The sequence below is a fragment of the Cronobacter muytjensii ATCC 51329 genome, from assembly GCF_001277195.1.
In the GTDB taxonomy this organism is placed as follows: Bacteria; Pseudomonadota; Gammaproteobacteria; order Enterobacterales; family Enterobacteriaceae; genus Cronobacter; species Cronobacter muytjensii.
Genome location: NZ_CP012268.1, coordinates 3,010,057 through 3,026,838, shown reverse-complemented (window position 1 = coordinate 3,026,838; position 16,782 = coordinate 3,010,057). Strand labels below are relative to the sequence as shown.

At 59.7% G+C, this 16,782-nt stretch carries 16 protein-coding genes; 8 read left to right on the top strand and 8 right to left on the bottom strand.

Annotation, left to right across the window (positions count from 1 at the left end; all coding sequences use genetic code 11):
- Nucleotides 1–35: 35 nt before the first annotated feature.
- The gene (locus tag AFK63_RS13995; RefSeq protein WP_038864444.1) at nucleotides 36–1,055 is read left to right on the top strand and encodes a LacI family DNA-binding transcriptional regulator; all 1,020 of its coding nucleotides are present in this window, start codon (nucleotides 36–38) and stop codon (nucleotides 1,053–1,055) included.
- A gap of 296 nt (nucleotides 1,056–1,351) precedes the next feature.
- A complete protein-coding gene (locus tag AFK63_RS13990; RefSeq protein ID WP_038864443.1) occupies nucleotides 1,352–2,569 on the top strand; it encodes an EAL and HDOD domain-containing protein in 1,218 nt (405 codons plus the stop codon).
- A gap of 55 nt (nucleotides 2,570–2,624) precedes the next feature.
- Here AFK63_RS13990 and AFK63_RS13985 read toward each other — a convergent pair whose 3' ends face one another.
- Both AFK63_RS13985 and AFK63_RS13980 read right to left on the bottom strand, forming a co-directional pair.
- On the bottom strand, nucleotides 2,625–2,984 hold the full coding sequence (locus AFK63_RS13985; protein ID WP_038864442.1) for an NUDIX hydrolase: 360 nt from the start codon (nucleotides 2,982–2,984) through the stop codon (nucleotides 2,625–2,627).
- A 10-nt stretch (nucleotides 2,985–2,994) separates the two neighbouring features.
- Nucleotides 2,995–3,579, bottom strand: coding sequence for an NUDIX domain-containing protein (locus AFK63_RS13980; protein WP_038864441.1), 585 nt, complete (start codon nucleotides 3,577–3,579; stop codon nucleotides 2,995–2,997).
- 84 nt (nucleotides 3,580–3,663) lie between these two features.
- Here AFK63_RS13980 and AFK63_RS13975 point away from each other — a divergent pair, with 84 nt between their 5' ends.
- The 3 genes from AFK63_RS13975 (at nucleotide 3,664) to lpxP (ending at nucleotide 6,233) form a co-directional block, all read left to right on the top strand.
- On the top strand, nucleotides 3,664–4,419 hold the full coding sequence (locus AFK63_RS13975) for a DeoR/GlpR family DNA-binding transcription regulator (protein WP_038864440.1): 756 nt from the start codon (nucleotides 3,664–3,666) through the stop codon (nucleotides 4,417–4,419).
- A gap of 63 nt (nucleotides 4,420–4,482) precedes the next feature.
- A complete protein-coding gene (locus AFK63_RS21280; RefSeq protein WP_131824753.1) occupies nucleotides 4,483–4,698 on the top strand; it encodes a hypothetical protein in 216 nt (71 codons plus the stop codon).
- 611 nt (nucleotides 4,699–5,309) lie between these two features.
- Nucleotides 5,310–6,233 (top strand): kdo(2)-lipid IV(A) palmitoleoyltransferase, encoded by a 924-nt coding sequence (gene lpxP / locus AFK63_RS13970; RefSeq protein WP_038864438.1) that lies wholly within the window; start codon nucleotides 5,310–5,312, stop codon nucleotides 6,231–6,233.
- A 25-nt stretch (nucleotides 6,234–6,258) separates the two neighbouring features.
- On the opposite strand, the gene eutC is transcribed toward lpxP, so the two are convergent.
- The 3 genes from eutC to eat are packed head-to-tail and all read right to left on the bottom strand — an operon-like array spanning nucleotide 6,259 to nucleotide 9,818.
- Nucleotides 6,259–7,044, bottom strand: a complete 786-nt coding sequence (gene eutC, locus AFK63_RS13965) for an ethanolamine ammonia-lyase subunit EutC (RefSeq protein WP_053531579.1) — start codon at nucleotides 7,042–7,044, stop codon at nucleotides 6,259–6,261.
- Nucleotides 7,041–8,429 carry an ethanolamine ammonia-lyase subunit EutB gene (locus AFK63_RS13960; protein WP_038864436.1) on the bottom strand — a complete coding sequence of 463 codons (1,389 nt, stop codon included), beginning with the start codon at nucleotides 8,427–8,429 and terminating at the stop codon, nucleotides 7,041–7,043. Before AFK63_RS13960 ends, eutC begins: the two co-directional genes overlap by 4 nt.
- Before the next feature lie 9 nt (nucleotides 8,430–8,438).
- Complete coding sequence (gene eat / locus AFK63_RS13955) at nucleotides 8,439–9,818, bottom strand: ethanolamine permease (RefSeq protein WP_038864435.1); 1,380 nt, start codon at nucleotides 9,816–9,818, stop codon at nucleotides 8,439–8,441.
- A gap of 207 nt (nucleotides 9,819–10,025) precedes the next feature.
- Between eat and zapE the strand changes: the two genes are divergently transcribed.
- Entirely contained in the window at nucleotides 10,026–11,054 is a 1,029-nt protein-coding gene (gene zapE, locus AFK63_RS13950) for a cell division protein ZapE (RefSeq protein ID WP_038864434.1), read from the top strand.
- Between the two features lie 120 nt (nucleotides 11,055–11,174).
- Here zapE and AFK63_RS13945 read toward each other — a convergent pair whose 3' ends face one another.
- The 3 genes from AFK63_RS13945 to AFK63_RS13935 form a co-directional block, all read right to left on the bottom strand.
- Nucleotides 11,175–11,327, bottom strand: a complete 153-nt coding sequence (locus AFK63_RS13945; RefSeq protein ID WP_081642088.1) for a Hok/Gef family protein — start codon at nucleotides 11,325–11,327, stop codon at nucleotides 11,175–11,177.
- 358 nt (nucleotides 11,328–11,685) lie between these two features.
- A complete protein-coding gene (locus AFK63_RS13940; RefSeq protein ID WP_038864431.1) occupies nucleotides 11,686–12,693 on the bottom strand; it encodes a cytochrome d ubiquinol oxidase subunit II in 1,008 nt (335 codons plus the stop codon).
- Nucleotides 12,686–14,098 carry a cytochrome ubiquinol oxidase subunit I gene (locus tag AFK63_RS13935; RefSeq protein WP_038864430.1) on the bottom strand — a complete coding sequence of 471 codons (1,413 nt, stop codon included), beginning with the start codon at nucleotides 14,096–14,098 and terminating at the stop codon, nucleotides 12,686–12,688. The genes AFK63_RS13940 and AFK63_RS13935 overlap by 8 nt, the downstream gene beginning before the upstream one ends.
- Nucleotides 14,099–14,370: 272 nt before the next feature.
- On the opposite strand from AFK63_RS13935, the gene mmuP reads away from it, so the two are divergent.
- The gene (gene mmuP, locus AFK63_RS13930) at nucleotides 14,371–15,771 is read left to right on the top strand and encodes an S-methylmethionine permease (RefSeq protein WP_038864429.1); all 1,401 of its coding nucleotides are present in this window, start codon (nucleotides 14,371–14,373) and stop codon (nucleotides 15,769–15,771) included.
- Nucleotides 15,758–16,690 carry a homocysteine S-methyltransferase gene (gene mmuM / locus AFK63_RS13925; RefSeq protein ID WP_038864428.1) on the top strand — a complete coding sequence of 311 codons (933 nt, stop codon included), beginning with the start codon at nucleotides 15,758–15,760 and terminating at the stop codon, nucleotides 16,688–16,690. Before mmuP ends, mmuM begins: the two co-directional genes overlap by 14 nt.
- Nucleotides 16,691–16,782 lie beyond the last annotated feature (92 nt).

The window sequence follows — 16,782 nt, the reverse complement described above, 5'->3', positions numbered from 1 at the left end:
TGATGCAGGGCTCACGACAGCGCGGGAAAAGGACGATGCGAAAAAATAAGGTGACGATGAATGATATCGCGCGCGCGGCGGGCGTCTCCCAGGCGACGGTATCGCTGGTGATTAACCAGTCCCGCAATATCAAGCTGAGTGATGAAACCCGTCAGCGGGTGATGGCTGTGGCGGCAGAGCTTGGTTACGACCGCGTCCCGGCCATCCACTCGCCGCGCAATCAGGAAGAGATCGCGCTGCTGATAAGCTCCCTGCAAAGTTTTGATCCGTTTATCGACGCCATCAGCCAGGCGCGCGAGGCCGCGTGGCGTAACCAGGTGCTGCTGACGGTTTATGACTACGGCGATGACGATGCGCTGGCGCGCGATATCATTCGCCAGCTTGAAAAGCGCAACTGCGTGGGGATTATTCTGGCCTCGCCGGTTACCGCCGTCATCGACATGTCGCCGTTTCATCAGTGCACCGCGTTACCGCTGGTGCTGCTGAACCAGAGCGCGCCGCAGTCGCCGCAGGTGCCATCTTTCGTACCGGACGATTACGCAAACGCGTATCTGCTAACACGCCATCTCATCGCCCAGGGCGCGCGACGCATCGCGCATATTACCGGCGAAGAGTGGATGGAGGCGACCCGCCAGCGGCTGGCGGGCTATCTCGCCGCGCTGAAAGAGGCGGATATCGACCCGGAGCCGGAACTTATCATGCAAACCAACTGGCAGTTCAGCGAATCGTTCCAGGCGACGCAAACGCTGCTGACGCAGACGCCGCGCCCGGAGGCTATCTTCTGCGCCAGCGACTGGCTGGCGATTGGCTGCTATCAGGCGCTGGCGACCGGCGGCGTGCGCATCCCTGACGATATGCTGGTGGCGGGGTATGACGATCAGAAAATTTCCGAGCAGCTTACGCCCGCGCTCACCAGTATTCAGTTGCCCTACAGCGAGCTTGGCCGGATGGCGGTGGAGTATTTGTGCAACGGCGAAGACGCGATAGCGCATGTCACGCTGACCGGACAGTTGCGTACGCGCCTGTCGACCTCGGCAAAGGGCAGCGCAAAATAACGGCCCCCTGAAATTTAGCGGGTACGCAAAAAGCGTTTTTTATGACAGCAAAATAAAAAGTTTATTACTGCTAAAAAAAAGCGTAGCGAAAGTAACCGATTATTTTGGGCGATCGAATAAAAAAACGGCAAGCCGTTCGAAAGACTGCGCCGAACAGAATGAATGAATAAGATAAAACTTAACCATCATCATATTTTTTCATAAAATCCGCGTTAAAAATGTCTGCGGGTTGCGAGCTTCAGCGTAAACTGCGTTTTCGCCAGGGATGCTACGTAAATACCAGACTGGAGGTGAATATGTATTCCTTTATCGCCAGGCAGCCCATCTTTGACGCTGCGCTTAATACCGTCGCGTATGAGCTGCTTTATCGCAATGGATTGACCAATACGTTTCCGATGGTGACGGAAGAATATGCCACTAACCATCTGCTGGCGGAGCAATTTCTTGTCACCCCGCTGCAACGTCTGGTGGGGCAGCACACGTCCTATATCAATTTCCCGCATGAGATGATTGTCAACGGTCTGGCGCAAACCCTCCCGGCGGAAAAAGTGGTGATTGAAATTCACCAGAACGCCGCCCCGGAACCCGAGCTGTTAAAAATGGTGCGGGAGATGTATTACAAGGGCTTTCGTTTCGCCCTGGATAACTTTCGTTTGAGTGAGGCGTGGTCAAGTTTTTTGCCGTATGTGACGGTTATTAAGTTCGATATTCAGGCATTAACGCCGGAGCAAATTTCACGTTTTATTCGTGAAAATAATATCAGTAACCGCAAATTACTGGCCGAAAAAGTCGAAACTCGCGAGCAGTTTACCCTTTACAAAGAGATGGGCTTTCAGCGTTTCCAGGGCTATTTTTATGGCGAGCCGGAAATGATTAAGACCCGTAAATTGCCGGAGCAGCAGATGTTTATTCTGCAATTGCTCAATGAAGTGGTTTCGGCCAACCCGGATATGCGCAAAATAGAAGAGCTGATAAGCCGCGATGTGGCGATCACCTACAAGCTGATGCGCTATGTCAATAATATCAAATATAAAATTAACCACCATGCCAACGCGGATGTGCTGCCTTTTCGCAATGTTCTCTATTTCCTGGGGCTTAGCGAATTGCGCCGGTTTATCGCGATTCTGGCGGTGACACACAGTAGCGAGCCTGCGGTCACCGAACTGTTTAACTACAGTCTCGCCTGCGGCCGCTTCTGTGAAATGGCCGTCGCGCAAACGGGCGCGAACGTCGATGAAAACGACGCCTTTATCGCCGGGCTCTTCTCGCGGCTGGATATTATTCTGAGCGTGCCAATGGCGGTGCTGCTTGAGCAGATAACCGTACCGGTCATCGTGCGCGAGGCGCTGTTAAACCGCAGCGGCACGCTCGGCGCGCTGTTGAATCTCTATGAAGGCTACGAGCAGAATCACTGGCAGGGCGTCACGCAGGGCATGAAACAGCTCAACATGAGCGAAGAGCAGGTCACGCAGCTGTTCCTGGAAGCGGTGGAGTGGGGCGACAGAATTATTTAAGGCTGCGCCGCAACCCGCTCCTGCCCGGTTGCGGCTAAACGTGCAACTTCAGGCATTACGCCTGTGGAACCTCGTCCAGCGAAAAGTAAATCGTCAGCCCGTGTTTGCGGGCAATCTCCACATCGCGGTCCGCGCCGCCAGAGGCGCCAGGCAGGCGCAACACCGCGTCGCATTTCGCCACCAGGCGGTGCGCGACCGGATACAAAAACCGCTCGCTTAGCGCATCGCCAGGCTTTTCGCTACCGGCAGTCCTGGAGAGCGGCAGCGCGAGCCATTCGCCAATCACCGGCACGTGGCCGCGCTCAAACAGCGCCAGCGCCGCCTGCTCAAGGCGCGCCAGGTTCTGCCGCATCAGGGTTTCATCGCCGTGGGTGCCGCTGCGCCACGGGCCCGCCACCAGAATCAGTTTGCTCATCGTCTTGTCCTTACACTAGCGCGTTCAGCGCCGCGTATTGCAGCAGCATGATGGTTTTGGCATCGACTATCTCGCCGTCGCGCACCGCGCGCAGCGCCTCGTCGAAGGGCATTTTCACGACCTCGATATCCTCGCCTTCTTCCGCGATCCCGCCGCCCGCGCCGCGTCGTCGCGCCGGATCGTATTCGCCGATAAAGAAATAGAGTTTTTCCGTCACCGAGCCGGGGCTCATGTAAGCTTCAAACACTTTCTCGACCTTCTCCACGAGATAGCCGGTCTCTTCTTCGGCCTCCGCCCGGATACGCGCTTCAGGCTCGGCTTCATCCAGCAGGCCCGCCGCCGTTTCGGTCAGCAGCCCGTCGTAGCCGTTGATAAATACCGGCAGACGAAACTGGCGAGTGAGAATGACGCCGCGTTCGGCGCGGTTATACAGCAGAATGGTCGCCCCGTTGCCGCGGTCATAGGCTTCGCGGCTCTGTCGCTGCCACCGGCCGTCACGGCGCTGATAATCAAAGGTATATTTCTTCAGCACATACCAGTCGTCTGACAGGGTTTGCGTTTCAACAATGCGTACTTTTTCACGAACAGATGGCATGATGACGTCTCCACAGGTAGAATCGGCAACATAACGTGCATATTCGTGCATGGTCAAGAGATATCGTGCAAACAGGGAACCCGTATGCTGACGTCACAACGTAAAAAGCTCATCCTGGAAAAACTGGCGGCGGAAGGGCAGGTGCAGTCCCGGGCGCTCAGCGAGTGGTTTAACGTCTCAGAAGATACGATACGGCGCGATCTGCGCGAGCTTTCCGCCGAAGGCCGTCTGCAACGTGTGCATGGCGGCGCGCTGCCTGCGTCGGCGGCGGTGGCGGATTTCGCCGGACGCAGCCAGCTTTCGCTGGATTCCAAACGGGCGGTTGCCCGGCGCGCCGCAGCCCTGATTGAGCCTGGGCAGATTGTGATGCTTGACGGCGGCACCACCACCAGCGAGCTGGTGAAATGTTTGCCAGCAGATCTCGCTATTACCGTTATCACCCACAGCCCCGGCATCGCGCTGCTGCTGGTGGAGCATCCGCGGATTGAAGTGATCCTCATTGGCGGCCGGTTGTTTAAACATTCGATTGTCTCGGTGGGCGCGGCGGCTATCGAGGCGATGAGCCACCTGCGCGCCGACCTGTTTTTTATGGGCGTAACCGGCATTCGCGCCGACGCGGGTCTTAGCACCGGCGACTACGAAGAGGCGTGCGTGAAGCGCGCGCTGGCGTCGCGCGCCGCCGAAACGGTGGTCATGGCCTCGCGGGAAAAACTCAACGCCGCCTCCGCGTTCTGTATCGGCGATATCTCGCTTATCCATACGCTGGTGGTGGAAGGCGACACCGCCGACAGCCTGCTTGCGCCCTTCGCGGCACAGGGCGTGACGGTGATAAAAGTGTAGCGTCGTGAGGGAATAACCCGGCCGGAAAGTGCGCATAACCGTGTAAAGCTGTCTATCCTGTGAATGACGACGCCCGAAAACGGTTATGCGGATAATTTCAGGAGGGACGGCATGAAGTTTTTTTATTTTGTTTCGTTAATTGCAGCGGCCTGTTATCTGTTTGCTTTTTTACCGCGCGCGAAAAGTGACCGCGAGCCGCTTGCTTACTGGGGATGCTGGATTTATCTGGGTGCCTCGGCGATTTACTGGGCAATTTTCGGATTAAAACACTATTTTTAATCGCTATATTAACGCGCCGGGAAATAATGCCCGGCGGATAACGCGATTTTATCGGAAAAGTAAATAGCGAGGGCATAATTCCTAAAACGTTTCTTTTTACCTGACCTCCATAATTCCATCGCTTTCTTTACAAAATTACGCTATCTTTCCGCGCGCAAAAGGCTCACTCTGACACATCGCGTTAGCGCTGTGGTTGGCAACGCGCTCAGGATTACCGTGCCGCTTTACTAATTTTCCTTTAATGACAAAGCGATACGAATTTCCGGTCGTAACATTCTTTTAAGACTGGAGCCAGTTTCTGTTAATTAAGGTTGTTATCATTAGCGGATTAAGTTTTTTTACAGCGGCGTTTTGCTGTGGTTGTCACCAGAAATTACGACGTAATAGGGTGAAGTGTTTCAGAATTCATAAAAAGACCATCTTTTATTCACATTCTGACATTACTTTATTTCAAACCGCGAGCCATTACGGCGCTTGTGCTTTTTTGGCTTCACCTGTTTTATTCTGTAGCAGGAAGGCAATATCCCTGCTGAATCATTCTCTGTCTGGTTTGTACCGCTTACGGAACGGCTTCTTTATGCGATACACCGCTGTGCATAAAGGGGCTTTATATGAATAACGTCACGCCTTTTTCCCGTGCGCTGTTGCATCCGCGCTACTGGTTTACCTGGTTTGGTCTCGGCCTGCTGTGGCTGCTGGTTCAGATGCCGCATCCGCTGTTAATGCGCCTCGGCGCGTTTCTCGGTCGCAACTCGCGCCGTTTTCTCAAGCGCCGTGAAAAAATCCTGCGCCGTAATCTTGAACTATGCTTCCCGAACTTCAGCGAGGCGCAAAAAGAACAGCTGATTCAGGAAAATTTCCTGTCGCTCGGCATGGCGCTGCTGGAAACCGGCATGGCCTGGTTCTGGTCAGATGCGCGCATCAAAAAATGGTTTAACGTCGAAGGGCTGCACCATCTGCACCAGGCGAGCGCGCAGCAGCGCGGCGTCATCGTCATCGGCGTACATTTTATGTCGCTGGAGCTGGGCGGCCGCGTTATGGGGCTCTGCAAGCCGATGATGGCGATGTACCGCCCGCATAACAATAAAGCGATGGAGTGGGCGCAGACCAAAGGGCGCATGCGCTCCAACAAAGCGATGATCGACCGTAAAGATCTCAAAGGTATGGTGAACGCGCTCAAGCAGGGCGAAGCGGTCTGGTTCGCGCCGGATCAGGACTACGGCCCGCGCGGCAGCACCTTCGCGCCGCTGTTTGCGGTGAACAACGCCGCCACCACGCGCGGCACCTATGTGCTTTCACGCCTGAGCAACGCGGCAATGCTGACCATCGTGATGATCCGCAACCCGGATGCCAGCGGCTATAAGCTGATTATCCAGCCGGAACTGCAGGGTTATCCGCGTGAAGATGAAGCCGCCGCGGCCTGCTACATGAACAAGGTAATTGAGCGTGAAATTCTGCGCGCGCCGGAGCAGTATCTCTGGATCCACCGCCGCTTCAAAACGCGTCCGGCTGGTGAAGCGTCGCTCTACACCTGATACGCGTCATTACAGAAAGCCCCGCTCAGTGCGGGGCTTTTTTTTGGCTCAATCGTGGTTTTACCACGCCATGCAGCGCCGGGTTATCGCTCTCATCCTTGAGCTTCACGCCGGTGAGCCTGCGTAAAAATGCCTGTTCCAGCAGCCAGGCGAGCTTAAAGGCCGCCGCCTCCCAGGGAAGCCCCTCAGGGCGAATATTGGAGATGCAGTTGCGCTCGGACTCAATACGCGAGCGCTGCGGCTGCCAGGTGAGGTACACCCCGAGGCTGTCCGGCGACGAGAGGCCGGGGCGCTCGCCAATCAGGATCGCCACGGCCCGCGCGCCCAGCGCCTCGCCGATATCATCTCCCAGCGCCACCCGCGACTGATGCGCCAGCACCACCGGCGCGAGCGACAGCCCGAGCGTGTCAATATAGGGCAACAGGGCGCGGATAAACCCGACCGACTGGCGGTGAACGGCATGGGACGACAGCCCGTCGCCAATCACCAGCAGCAGATCGGCGTCGCGTTTACGCGCCGCCAGCACGGCCCGGCTGTCATCATCCAGACGGCGGCCCAGATCCGGGCGATGCAGATACGTGGCGCGATCGGGCGCGGCGCTGTGCACGGTCAGCGTCTCAAGCCCGAGCGCCGCCAGGGCGGGCCGCAGCCCTTCGCTGTCGAACGGTTGATGAATGGCGTCGCGCGCCTGCGCATGCGCCAGGCCGAATTTCAGCACCTCGCCGGTAGGAAGGCTCGCGCCGCTGCGCCCGAGCGCGATGCGGGCATCGGTAAACTGGCGTAGCAGTTCCCAGCTGTCATGAGTGCTCATACATTTTCCCCCTGCGGCAGCGCCGTCAGCAGCGGATGGTTCGCACCGGTCAGGCGCAGATCGCCCTGGGCGTTGATTATCTGCATTTTCTCAAGCCAGGCGGCGAATTCCGGGGCGTGCTTCAGGCCCAGCAGGCGACGGATGTAGAGCGCATCGTGAAATGAGGTGCTCTGGTAATTCAGCATAATGTCGTCTGCGCCCGGCACGCCGATAAGAAACGTCAGCCCGGCCGCGGCGAGCAGTGTAAGCAGCGTGTCCATGTCATCCTGATCCGCCTCGGCGTGGTTGGTGTAACAGACGTCGCAGCCGAGCGGCAGCCCCATCAGCTTGCCGCAGAAGTGATCTTCAAGCCCCGCGCGGATGATCTGTTTGCCGTCATAGAGGTATTCCGGGCCGATAAACCCCACCACGGTGTTGACCAGCAGCGGTTTAAAATGGCGCGCCACCGCATAGGCCCGCGCCTCGCAGGTTTGCTGATCGACGCCATGATGCGCGTTTGAAGAAAGACAGCTCCCCTGGCCGGTCTCGAAATACATCACGTTGTCGCCGAGCGTGCCGCGTCCGAGACTCAGCGCCGCCTCGTGCGCCTCCTTGAGCAGCGCAAGGCTGATGCCAAAGCCGCTGTTCGCCGTCTCGGTGCCCGCCACCGACTGAAACACCAGGTCCACCGGCGCGCCGCGCTCAATAAGCTGGAGCGTGTTGGTCACATGCGTCAGCACGCAGGACTGCGTCGGGATCTCAAAACGGCTGATGACGTCATCCAGCATATAGTTGAGCCGCTCCAGCACCGGCAGGCTGTCGCTCGCCGGGTTAATGCCGACCACCGCGTCGCCGCTGCCGTAAAACAGCCCGTCGAGCATACTGGCGGCGATACCGCGCAGATCGTCCGTCGGGTGATTCGGCTGCAAGCGCACGCTTAAATGGCCCGGAAGGCCGATGGTGTTGCGAAAGCGCGTCACCACGCGGCATTTGCTGGCGGCGAGGATGAGATCCTGATTGCGCATTAACTTGCTGACCGCCGCCGCCATCTCCGGCGTGATGCCCGGCGCCACCCGCGTCAGCGTCTCGCTGGTGGTCGACTCATCCAGCAGCCAGTCGCGAAAATCGCCGACCGTGAGATGGCTGACCGGCGCGAAGGCGTCGCGGTCATGGGTATCGATAATCAGCCGCGTCACTTCATCTTCTTCATACGGGATAACGGGGTTATCGAGGATGTCGCGCAGCGGCACGTCGGCAAGCGCCATCTTTGCCGCCATTCGCTCGGCGGCGCTTTGCGCCGCGACGCCCGCCAGCACATCGCCGGAGCGTGCCGGGGTGGCTTTCGCCAGCAGCGTTTTCAGGCTGTCGAACTGATATGTCGAATGCGTAAGCGTAGTGCGATACACAAGCGCTCCTTATGAGGCGACGCGCAGCTGGGCATCCACGGCGGCGGCGGCCCGCGCGCTGGCGGTCAGCCGGAACCACAGGTAGCCTGCCAGCATCATCACGGCGAAAATCGCGGCCAGCGCCGGGTTAAACCAGACCATCGCCACGAGGCAGATCAGGGCCATACCCAGCGCGAACGCGGGCGCCAGCGGCCAGAGCGGCGCGCGGAAAGGCCGCGCCAGATGCGGCTCGCTGCGCCGCAGCTTAAACAGCGCGGCCATCGAGACGATATACATAACAATAGCCCCAAACACCGACATAGTGACGATGCTGGCCGTGAGCGACATCCCGTTTATGGTTATCAACGAATCGGAGAAGATAGCGGCGATCCCGACAATACCGCCCGCGAGGATCGCCCGGTGCGGCGTGCGGGTACGCGGGTGAACGGTTGACAGGCTTGCCGGCAGAAAGCCTGCGCGCGCCAGAGAGAATATCTGGCGTGAATACCCCATGATGATGCCGTGAAACGACGCCACCAGGCCAAACAGGCCGAGCCACACCAGCATATGCAGCCAGCCGCTGTTGGCCCCGACGATGGTTTTCATCGCCTGCGGTAAGGGATCGTTAATATTAGCAAGCGTACGCCAGTCGCCGACGCCGCCTGCGAAGATCATCACGCCTGTCGCCAGCACCGTCAGGGTGATAATGCCGCCGCCGAGCGCGCGCGGAATGGTGCGCTGCGGATCTTTCGCTTCTTCGGCGGCCATTGAGGCGCCCTCAATGGCTAAGAAAAACCAGATGGCGAAGGGAATGGCGGCGAACATGCCCGGCAGGGCGAGGCTGCTGAAGTTCTCTGCTCCCGCCCAGCCGTGCGCGGTAAAGTGGCTCCACGAAAAGCCCGGCGCCACCACGCCCATAAAGACCAGTAGTTCGAAGATGGCGAGCAGGGTGACGATAAGCTCAAAGGTGGCGGCGATCCCGACGCCGAGAATGTTGAGCGTCATAAAGATGACGTACGCGCCGCAGGCGACCCATTTCGGGTCAAGCGACGGGAACTGCACGTTAAGATAGGCGCCGATGGCCATCGCGATGGCGGGCGGGGCGAACACAAACTCAACCAGCGTGGCAAAGCCCGCGATAAACCCGCCGGTGGGGCCGAAGGCCCGACAGGCGTAAGCGAACGGCCCGCCCGCGTGCGGGATGGCGGTCGTCAGTTCGGTAAAGCTGAAGATAAACGCGCAATACATAGCGGCAATCGCCAGCGCCACCACCAGAAAACCCATCGTGCCTGCCTGAGACCAGCCATAGCTCCAGCCGAAGTATTCGCCGGAAATCACCAGCCCCACCGCGATGCCCCACAGCCGGAAACTGCCCAGCGTGCGTTTTAACCCTGCCTGCTGTTCGCTCATACCTCACCTCGTAAGATACCGGATAGACCGGATGAGCGCTGCAAAGAGCGTACCAGCCGCGCAGGCCCGCATGGCGCGGGGCGGGCGGGTCCGGCTGCGCCAGCGTGGTGCTGATAGTGCGCTGCTTTGGTGAAACGTGCGGCAGGCTTTGAAAAAGCGCGCGGGGTATGTGTTAATAACATTTTATTTACATGTGGAGCCGTCACGATGGCCGGGACCGCCGTAGCTTTTTCATTTCGCGAGGTCATGCAACAGCGCGCGCAGGAGAACGCGCTGCGGCTGGATGCGGATCAGACGCAGCTGGTCGCGGCGCTGGATGCGCTGGCGGCCCCGCGGCTGGCGGGCGGAGCGCGTTTCGCCGGGCTCTATGTCTGGGGCAGGCCCGGGCGCGGTAAAAGTTTTATCGTCGATAACTTTTTTGCCTCGCTGCCTCTCGCCGCGAAAAAGCGCGCCCACTTTCATGACTTTTTTCGTGAACTGCATCAGCGGATGATGCACCAGCCGCTGGAGGCGGCGCTGCGCGCGCTGCTCGGCGACGCGCGGCTGCTCTGCTTTGACGAGTTTCACCTGCACGATCCGGGCGATGCGATGCTCGCGAAAAAGCTGCTGGAGGTGGCGCTCTCGATGAATATCACCCTTATCCTCACCTCCAACTATTCGCCGCGGGAGCTGCTGGCGCATCCGCTGTATCACGAGCTTTTCGTGCCGTCGATTGCGCTTATCGAACGCGAAATGACAATTTTCGCGCTCAACGGCGAGCGCGATTATCGTCTCATGGCCGGGAGCGACGCCGGGCTGTTCAGCCAGGGCGCGTGGCTGCGCCCCGGTACGCCCGCCCAGCGCGACGCCTGCGGGCTGCCTGGCGCCTGCGGCGAATTTGCCGTTGCGGCGGGGTATCACACGTTTTACGCCGTCTCGCCGCCGGACGAAATATTACATTTTACGTTTGCGGGGTTATGCGAAGCGCCGACGGCGGTAATGGATTATTTAACGCTTTGTGAATCTTATTCCTGCTGGTTTATTGACGCGGTGCCGTTGCTCGCTAATGTAAATCCGGCCGCCCAGCAGCGGTTTATTAATCTTATTGATGTGCTTTATGATAAGCAGCGGCAGTTATTTGTTTCCAGCGCCTATGGCGTGACGGATATTATTCACGGCGTGGAACTTGACGATATCGGGCGCACCGCCAGCCGGCTTTCGCAATTACCGGTAATACAGATTCCTGTTACGGGTTAACGGAATAATAAAGCGCGCGCGTATTAAGAAAATAAGTAATGAATGGTAATGAAAAAAAGGGTGCCTGAGAGGCATAACACCGCCAGCCAAATCGCGGGGATTGCTCCCCGCGTCAGACGCTTACTCTCTGGATTTACAAGCCAGTGAAGCGACAACTTCCATGCTCGCGCCCCGCAAGCGTAGCTCGCAAAGCGTTTCCCGTGAGAGGGTGGTGAACATTAATACCGTCACGCAGACAATAATAACGCACCAGATAAAAGTATTGTCCTTCATAGCCATTCTCCTTGCCGTGAGGCGAGTAAGAGGCTAACATATGAACTGTCGGGTTCATGTGTCGGCCTCGGGTTAAGTTAATTAACTCGGGGCCTTCATCTTTTTGGGAACCTGCACAATGCCTGAAACCAAAAAGCTTCAGGCACCCGCCGCGAATAATACGCTTCTTTTATCCTGGTAAAATCTTTTCCTTTTTTGGTTTCTTTAAAAGTCACCCGAGTGAATATTCACTTCGCTTTGGCGCCGCGAATATTCACATTAGGGGTTCCTGTTATTCTTTTTCTTATTTATTGCTGACAGCGATGAGCCACGGCCCGCCAGAGCAAGGCCGCGACGCTGACGACCCGCAGGCGCGGCGTCAGGGGCGCTCATCGTCGTGCGCGGCGTGGATTTTGCCGCGAAAGATCCAGAAGCCCCAGCTGTTATAGATAAGCGTGACGGGCACGAAAACGCCGAAAGCCATCAGCATCAGCTTTTGCGTGGCGGGCGGGGCGGCGGCCTGCGTGAGCAGCAGTTTCGGCGGCAGAATAAACGGAAACACAGCGAGCAGCATCGCGCCGAACGCGGCGATGAACAGCAGCAGCGTCATCGCGAGCGGCAGAAAATCGCGCTGCTGGCGCAGCGCCAGACCGAGCCCGGCGAAGGCCAGCAGCCCTGTTGCCGCAAGCGGCCCGCTCCACGCCCACGCCTGCAAATGCAGCCGGTAGCTTTCAGTAAGCTGCACCGTCCAGATAAGCAACCCGGCCAGCAGCGCGGCGGTGAGCGGCGCAAGCCACATCGCCTGACGCCGCGCCCGGATACTGAGCCCGCCTTCGCCGCGCCAGATAAGCCAGCAGGCGCCGAGCAGCGCGTACCCGGCGCTGAGCGCTATCGCGCAGTACACCGAAAACGGCGACAGCCAGTCCATCGCGCTGCCGGTGAACCGCGCGCCGTCATGCGTGATCCCTTCCATCCACGCGCCCATTGTCGCGCCCTGGCTCAACGAGGTTAGCCAGGAGCCGCCAATAAACAGCGCGTCGAAGAGCCGCGGGCGCAGATGACGGTACTCAATCGCCATACCACGCACAATCATCGCCAGCAGCATGATATAGACCGGCAGGTAGAGCGCGCTGTAAAGCATGCTGAAGGCGACGGGGAACATCGCCAGCAGCGCGCCGGCGGTCAGCACCAGCCAGGTTTCGTTGCCGTCCCAGACCGGCAGCAGCGAAATATTCATCTGCTGGCGCGCCTGCGGCGGATGAAACGGCGCGAGCAGCCCGACGCCGAGATCCGCGCCGTCGAGCAGGACATAAATCAGCACGCCCGCCGCGAGCGCCCCGGCGCAGAGCAGCGTTAACAGCGGCAGGGAAAGCAACAGTTCAGTCATTGGTTCTCCCCCGCAGGCTGTGCGGCACGATGCCGCCGCCGGTTTGCGCCGCCACGGCCGGGTTGGCGTCAGGCTCGTCGTCGCCCGGCGGTTTTGCGAGCAGACGCAGCATAAACCACAGGCCCAGGCCGAACACCAGCAGATAGACCGCGACAATCGCGCCGAATGACCCGAGCACCAGCGAAGGGGCTACAGGCGAGGCGCTGTCGCGGGTCAGCAACTGCCCGTAGATGGTCCACGGCTGGCGGCCCGTTTCCGTCACCACCCAGCCTGCCAGCATCGCGATAACACCCGCAGGCGCCATCGCCACCATGCTTCGTTGCAGCCAGCGCGCCTCCCACAACCGGCCACGCAGCCGCACCACCAGACCGGCCGCACCAAAGAAAATCATCAGAACGCCGAGCCCGACCATCGCGCGAAACGCGAAAAACACGCCCGGCACCCACGGCAGTTCATCCTGCGGATATTGATTGAGGCTATGGATCACGCCGGTAAGGTTATGGCGCAGATAGAGCGAGCCTGCGGACGGGATCGCCACTTCCACATGGTTGCGCCGCGCTTCCATATCCGGAATAGCAAACAGCCGCAGCGGCTCGCCTTCGCCGGGCGGCGGCGGGTTCCAGCTGCCTTCCATCGCCGCCAGTTTTACCGGCTGGTGGTCGCGGGTGTTGGCGCCGTGCAGGTCGCCCACCACCGCCTGTAAAGGGGCGAGCGCGAGCAACAGCCACAGCCCCCAGGAAAACATCCGTCGCGCGCCCGGTTGTTGCGGGCGTTTTAGCAGATGCCACGCGCCGACGGCGGCTACCAGGCACGCCGTGGCGAGCAGCGCGGCGATGGACATATGGATAAGCCGGAAGGGAAACGACGGGTTAAAAATCACGGCCCACCAGTCGACGGGCTGAAAGCGGCCATCAGGGCCGATACTAAAACCGGCGGGCGTCTGCATCCACGAGTTCGCGGCGAGTATCCAGAAGGCGCTGAAAAGGGAGCCTGCCGCCACCACGCAGGTGGCGAGAAAGTGCACCCACGGGCGCACCTTGCCCATGCCGAACAGCACCACGCCCATAAACCCCGCTTCAAGGAAAAACGCCACCAGCACTTCCATGTACATCAGCGGCCCGATCACGGCGCCGGCGCGGCTGGAAAGTTCTCCCCAGTTAGCGCCAAACTGAAACTCCATCAGCACGCCGGTCACCACGCCGATCGCGACATTCAGCGCGAACACCTTGCTCCAGTATGTATAGAGATCCAGATAAATACGCTGCCTGCGCCACAGCCACAGGCCCTCCAGCAGCATCAGCCACTGCGCGAGGCCAATCGTCAGCGCCGCCAGTACGATATGAAACCCGATGGTGAAGGCAAACTGGCTGCGCGCCAGCAGCAGCGCGGTTTCCGGACTTATCATGAACACTCCGTTAAAGCAGGCGACGCGCGCTTTACCGGAAAAGCGGCGACGCGAAAAGGCGAGGTCAGGGGTGGTTTAAAGGTAGCCCGCCGGGGCGAGCCTGACCAGGCGGAGTATTCATATCAGCAATTTATTCTCCTCTGGCAGGGCGGCGTCTGAAACAGGGGGCATCCCTAACCTGCTGACAACGTGACGGCTTTTGCAATTTGCGCGGCTTCCCGGTATAACGTTTATCTATGGATGTTTAGACGTCTGAACGTATAGAAGGGTTTATGCAGGAATCGCAGCAGTTACAACGCACCATGAAGGCCCGTCATCTGGTCATGCTCTCGCTGGGAGGCGTTATCGGCACCGGGCTGTTTTTTAATACCGGCTATATTATCTCCACTACGGGTGCGGCGGGCACGCTGCTGGCGTATCTTATCGGCGCGCTGGTGGTGTGGCTGGTGATGCAGTGCCTCGGCGAGCTTGCCGTCGCCATGCCCGAGACCGGCGCGTTCCACGTGTATGCCGCGCGCTATTTAGGCCCGGCGACCGGCTATACCGTCGCCTGGCTTTACTGGCTCACCTGGACGGTGGCGCTCGGCTCAAGCTTTACCGCCGCCGGATTCTGTATGCAGTACTGGTTCCCGCAGGTGCCGGTGTGGGTCTGGTGTCTGGTCTTCTGCGTCGTGATTTTCGCGCTCAACGTCTTCTCCACGCGCCTGTTCGCCGAGGGCGAATTCTGGTTTTCGCTTATTAAAGTCATCACCATCGTGGCATTTATCGTGCTGGGCGGGGCGGCGATGTTCGGCATTCTGCCGATGAAAGACGGCTCGCCCGCGCCGCTGTTGCATAACCTCACCGCCGCAGGCTGGTTCCCTGCCGGAACGCTGCCTATCCTGATGACGATGGTGGCGGTGAACTTCGCGTTTTCCGGCACTGAGCTTATTGGTATCGCGGCGGGAGAGACCGAAAACCCGCAGCAGGCGGTGCCGGTGGCGATTCGCACAACCATCGTGCGGCTGGTGATTTTCTTTCTCGGCACCGTGCTGGTGCTGGCGGCGCTGATCCCGATGGATCAGGCGGGCGTGGTGAAAAGCCCGTTCGTGCTGGTGTTTGAGAAAATCGGCATCCCGTATGCCGCCGATATCATTAATTTTGTCATTCTTACCGCCATTCTTTCAGCGGCGAACTCGGGCCTGTACGCCTCAGGGCGGATGCTCTGGTCGCTGTCTAACGAGCGCACGCTGCCGCGCGGTTTCTCGCGCCTGACGCGCCGCGGCGTGCCGCTGACGGCGCTGACCGTAAGTATGCTCGGCGGCGTGCTGGCGCTCTTTTCAAGCATTGTGGCGCCGGATACCGTTTTTGTGGCGCTGTCGGCGATTTCCGGTTTTGCGGTGGTGGCGGTGTGGCTCAGCATCTGCGCCGCGCACTTTATGTTCCGCCGTCGTCATCTGGCTGAAGGTCGTGCGCCGGAAGAACTGCACTATCGCGCGCCCTGGTACCCGCTGACGCCGATCCTCGGCTTCGTGCTCTGCCTTATCGCCTGCGTGGGGCTGGCGTTCGACCCGAGCCAGCGTATCGCGCTGTGGTGCGGGCTGCCGTTTGTCGCGTTCTGCTACGGCGCGTATTATCTGACACACTTTTTCCGCACGCGCCGCCATGAGGAGCCTCGCCATGTCGCTGAATAACCCGTTATCCCTTCTATTAAGCCAGCGGCCGTTTGTGGTGCTGGACGGCGCGCTCGCGACTGAGCTTGAGGCGCGCGGCTGCAATCTCGCGGACAGCCTGTGGTCGGCGAAAGTGCTGATGGAGCAGCCGGAGCTGATTTACGCGGTGCATCTTGATTACTTCCGCGCCGGGGCGCAGTGCGCCATTACCGCGAGCTATCAGGCGACGCCTGCCGGTTTCGCCGCGCGCGGACTTGACGAGGCGCAGTCGCGCGCGCTGATTGCGCGAAGCGTTGAGCTGGCGCGTCAGGCGCGTGAGGATTTCCTCAAAGAACAGCCGGAGGCCGGGCCGCTACTGGTGGCGGGCTCCGTCGGGCCGTATGGCGCTTTTCTGGCGGATGGCTCGGAATACCGCGGTGACTATCAGCTGACTGAAGCGGAATTCGCGGCGTTTCATCGCCCGCGCGTGGAAGCGTTGCTCGCGGCGGGCGTGGATCTGCTGGCGTGCGAAACGCTGCCGTCGCTTGCCGAGGCCCGCGCGCTCGCCGTGCTGCTGGCGCAGTACCCGCAGGCCCGCGCCTGGTTCTCGTTTACGCTGCGCGACAGCGAGCATATCAGCGACGGCTCGCCGCTCGCCGACGTGGCGGCGGCGCTGGCGTCCTGTTCGCAGATTGTGGCGCTCGGCATCAATTGCGTACCGCTGGACGACGCCACCGCCGCGCTGACGCGCCTGCATAACGCCACGCCGCTGCCGCTGGTGGTTTACCCTAACTCAGGCGAGCAGTATGACGCGGTCAGTAAAACCTGGCGTCACGACGGCCACGCCTGTCATACGCTGGCGCACCATCTCGACGCCTGGCGTGACGCAGGCGCGGCGCTCATCGGCGGCTGTTGTCGCACCACGCCTGCGGATATCGCGGCGCTGCGTGCGCAGCGTTGAGCATGATTGCCGGGGGGCGCTTCGCTTACCCGGCCTACAAAATATGGAGCAGGCAGGGCGGGTAAGCGCGCCCGCCGTTTCCGGCTTCACCC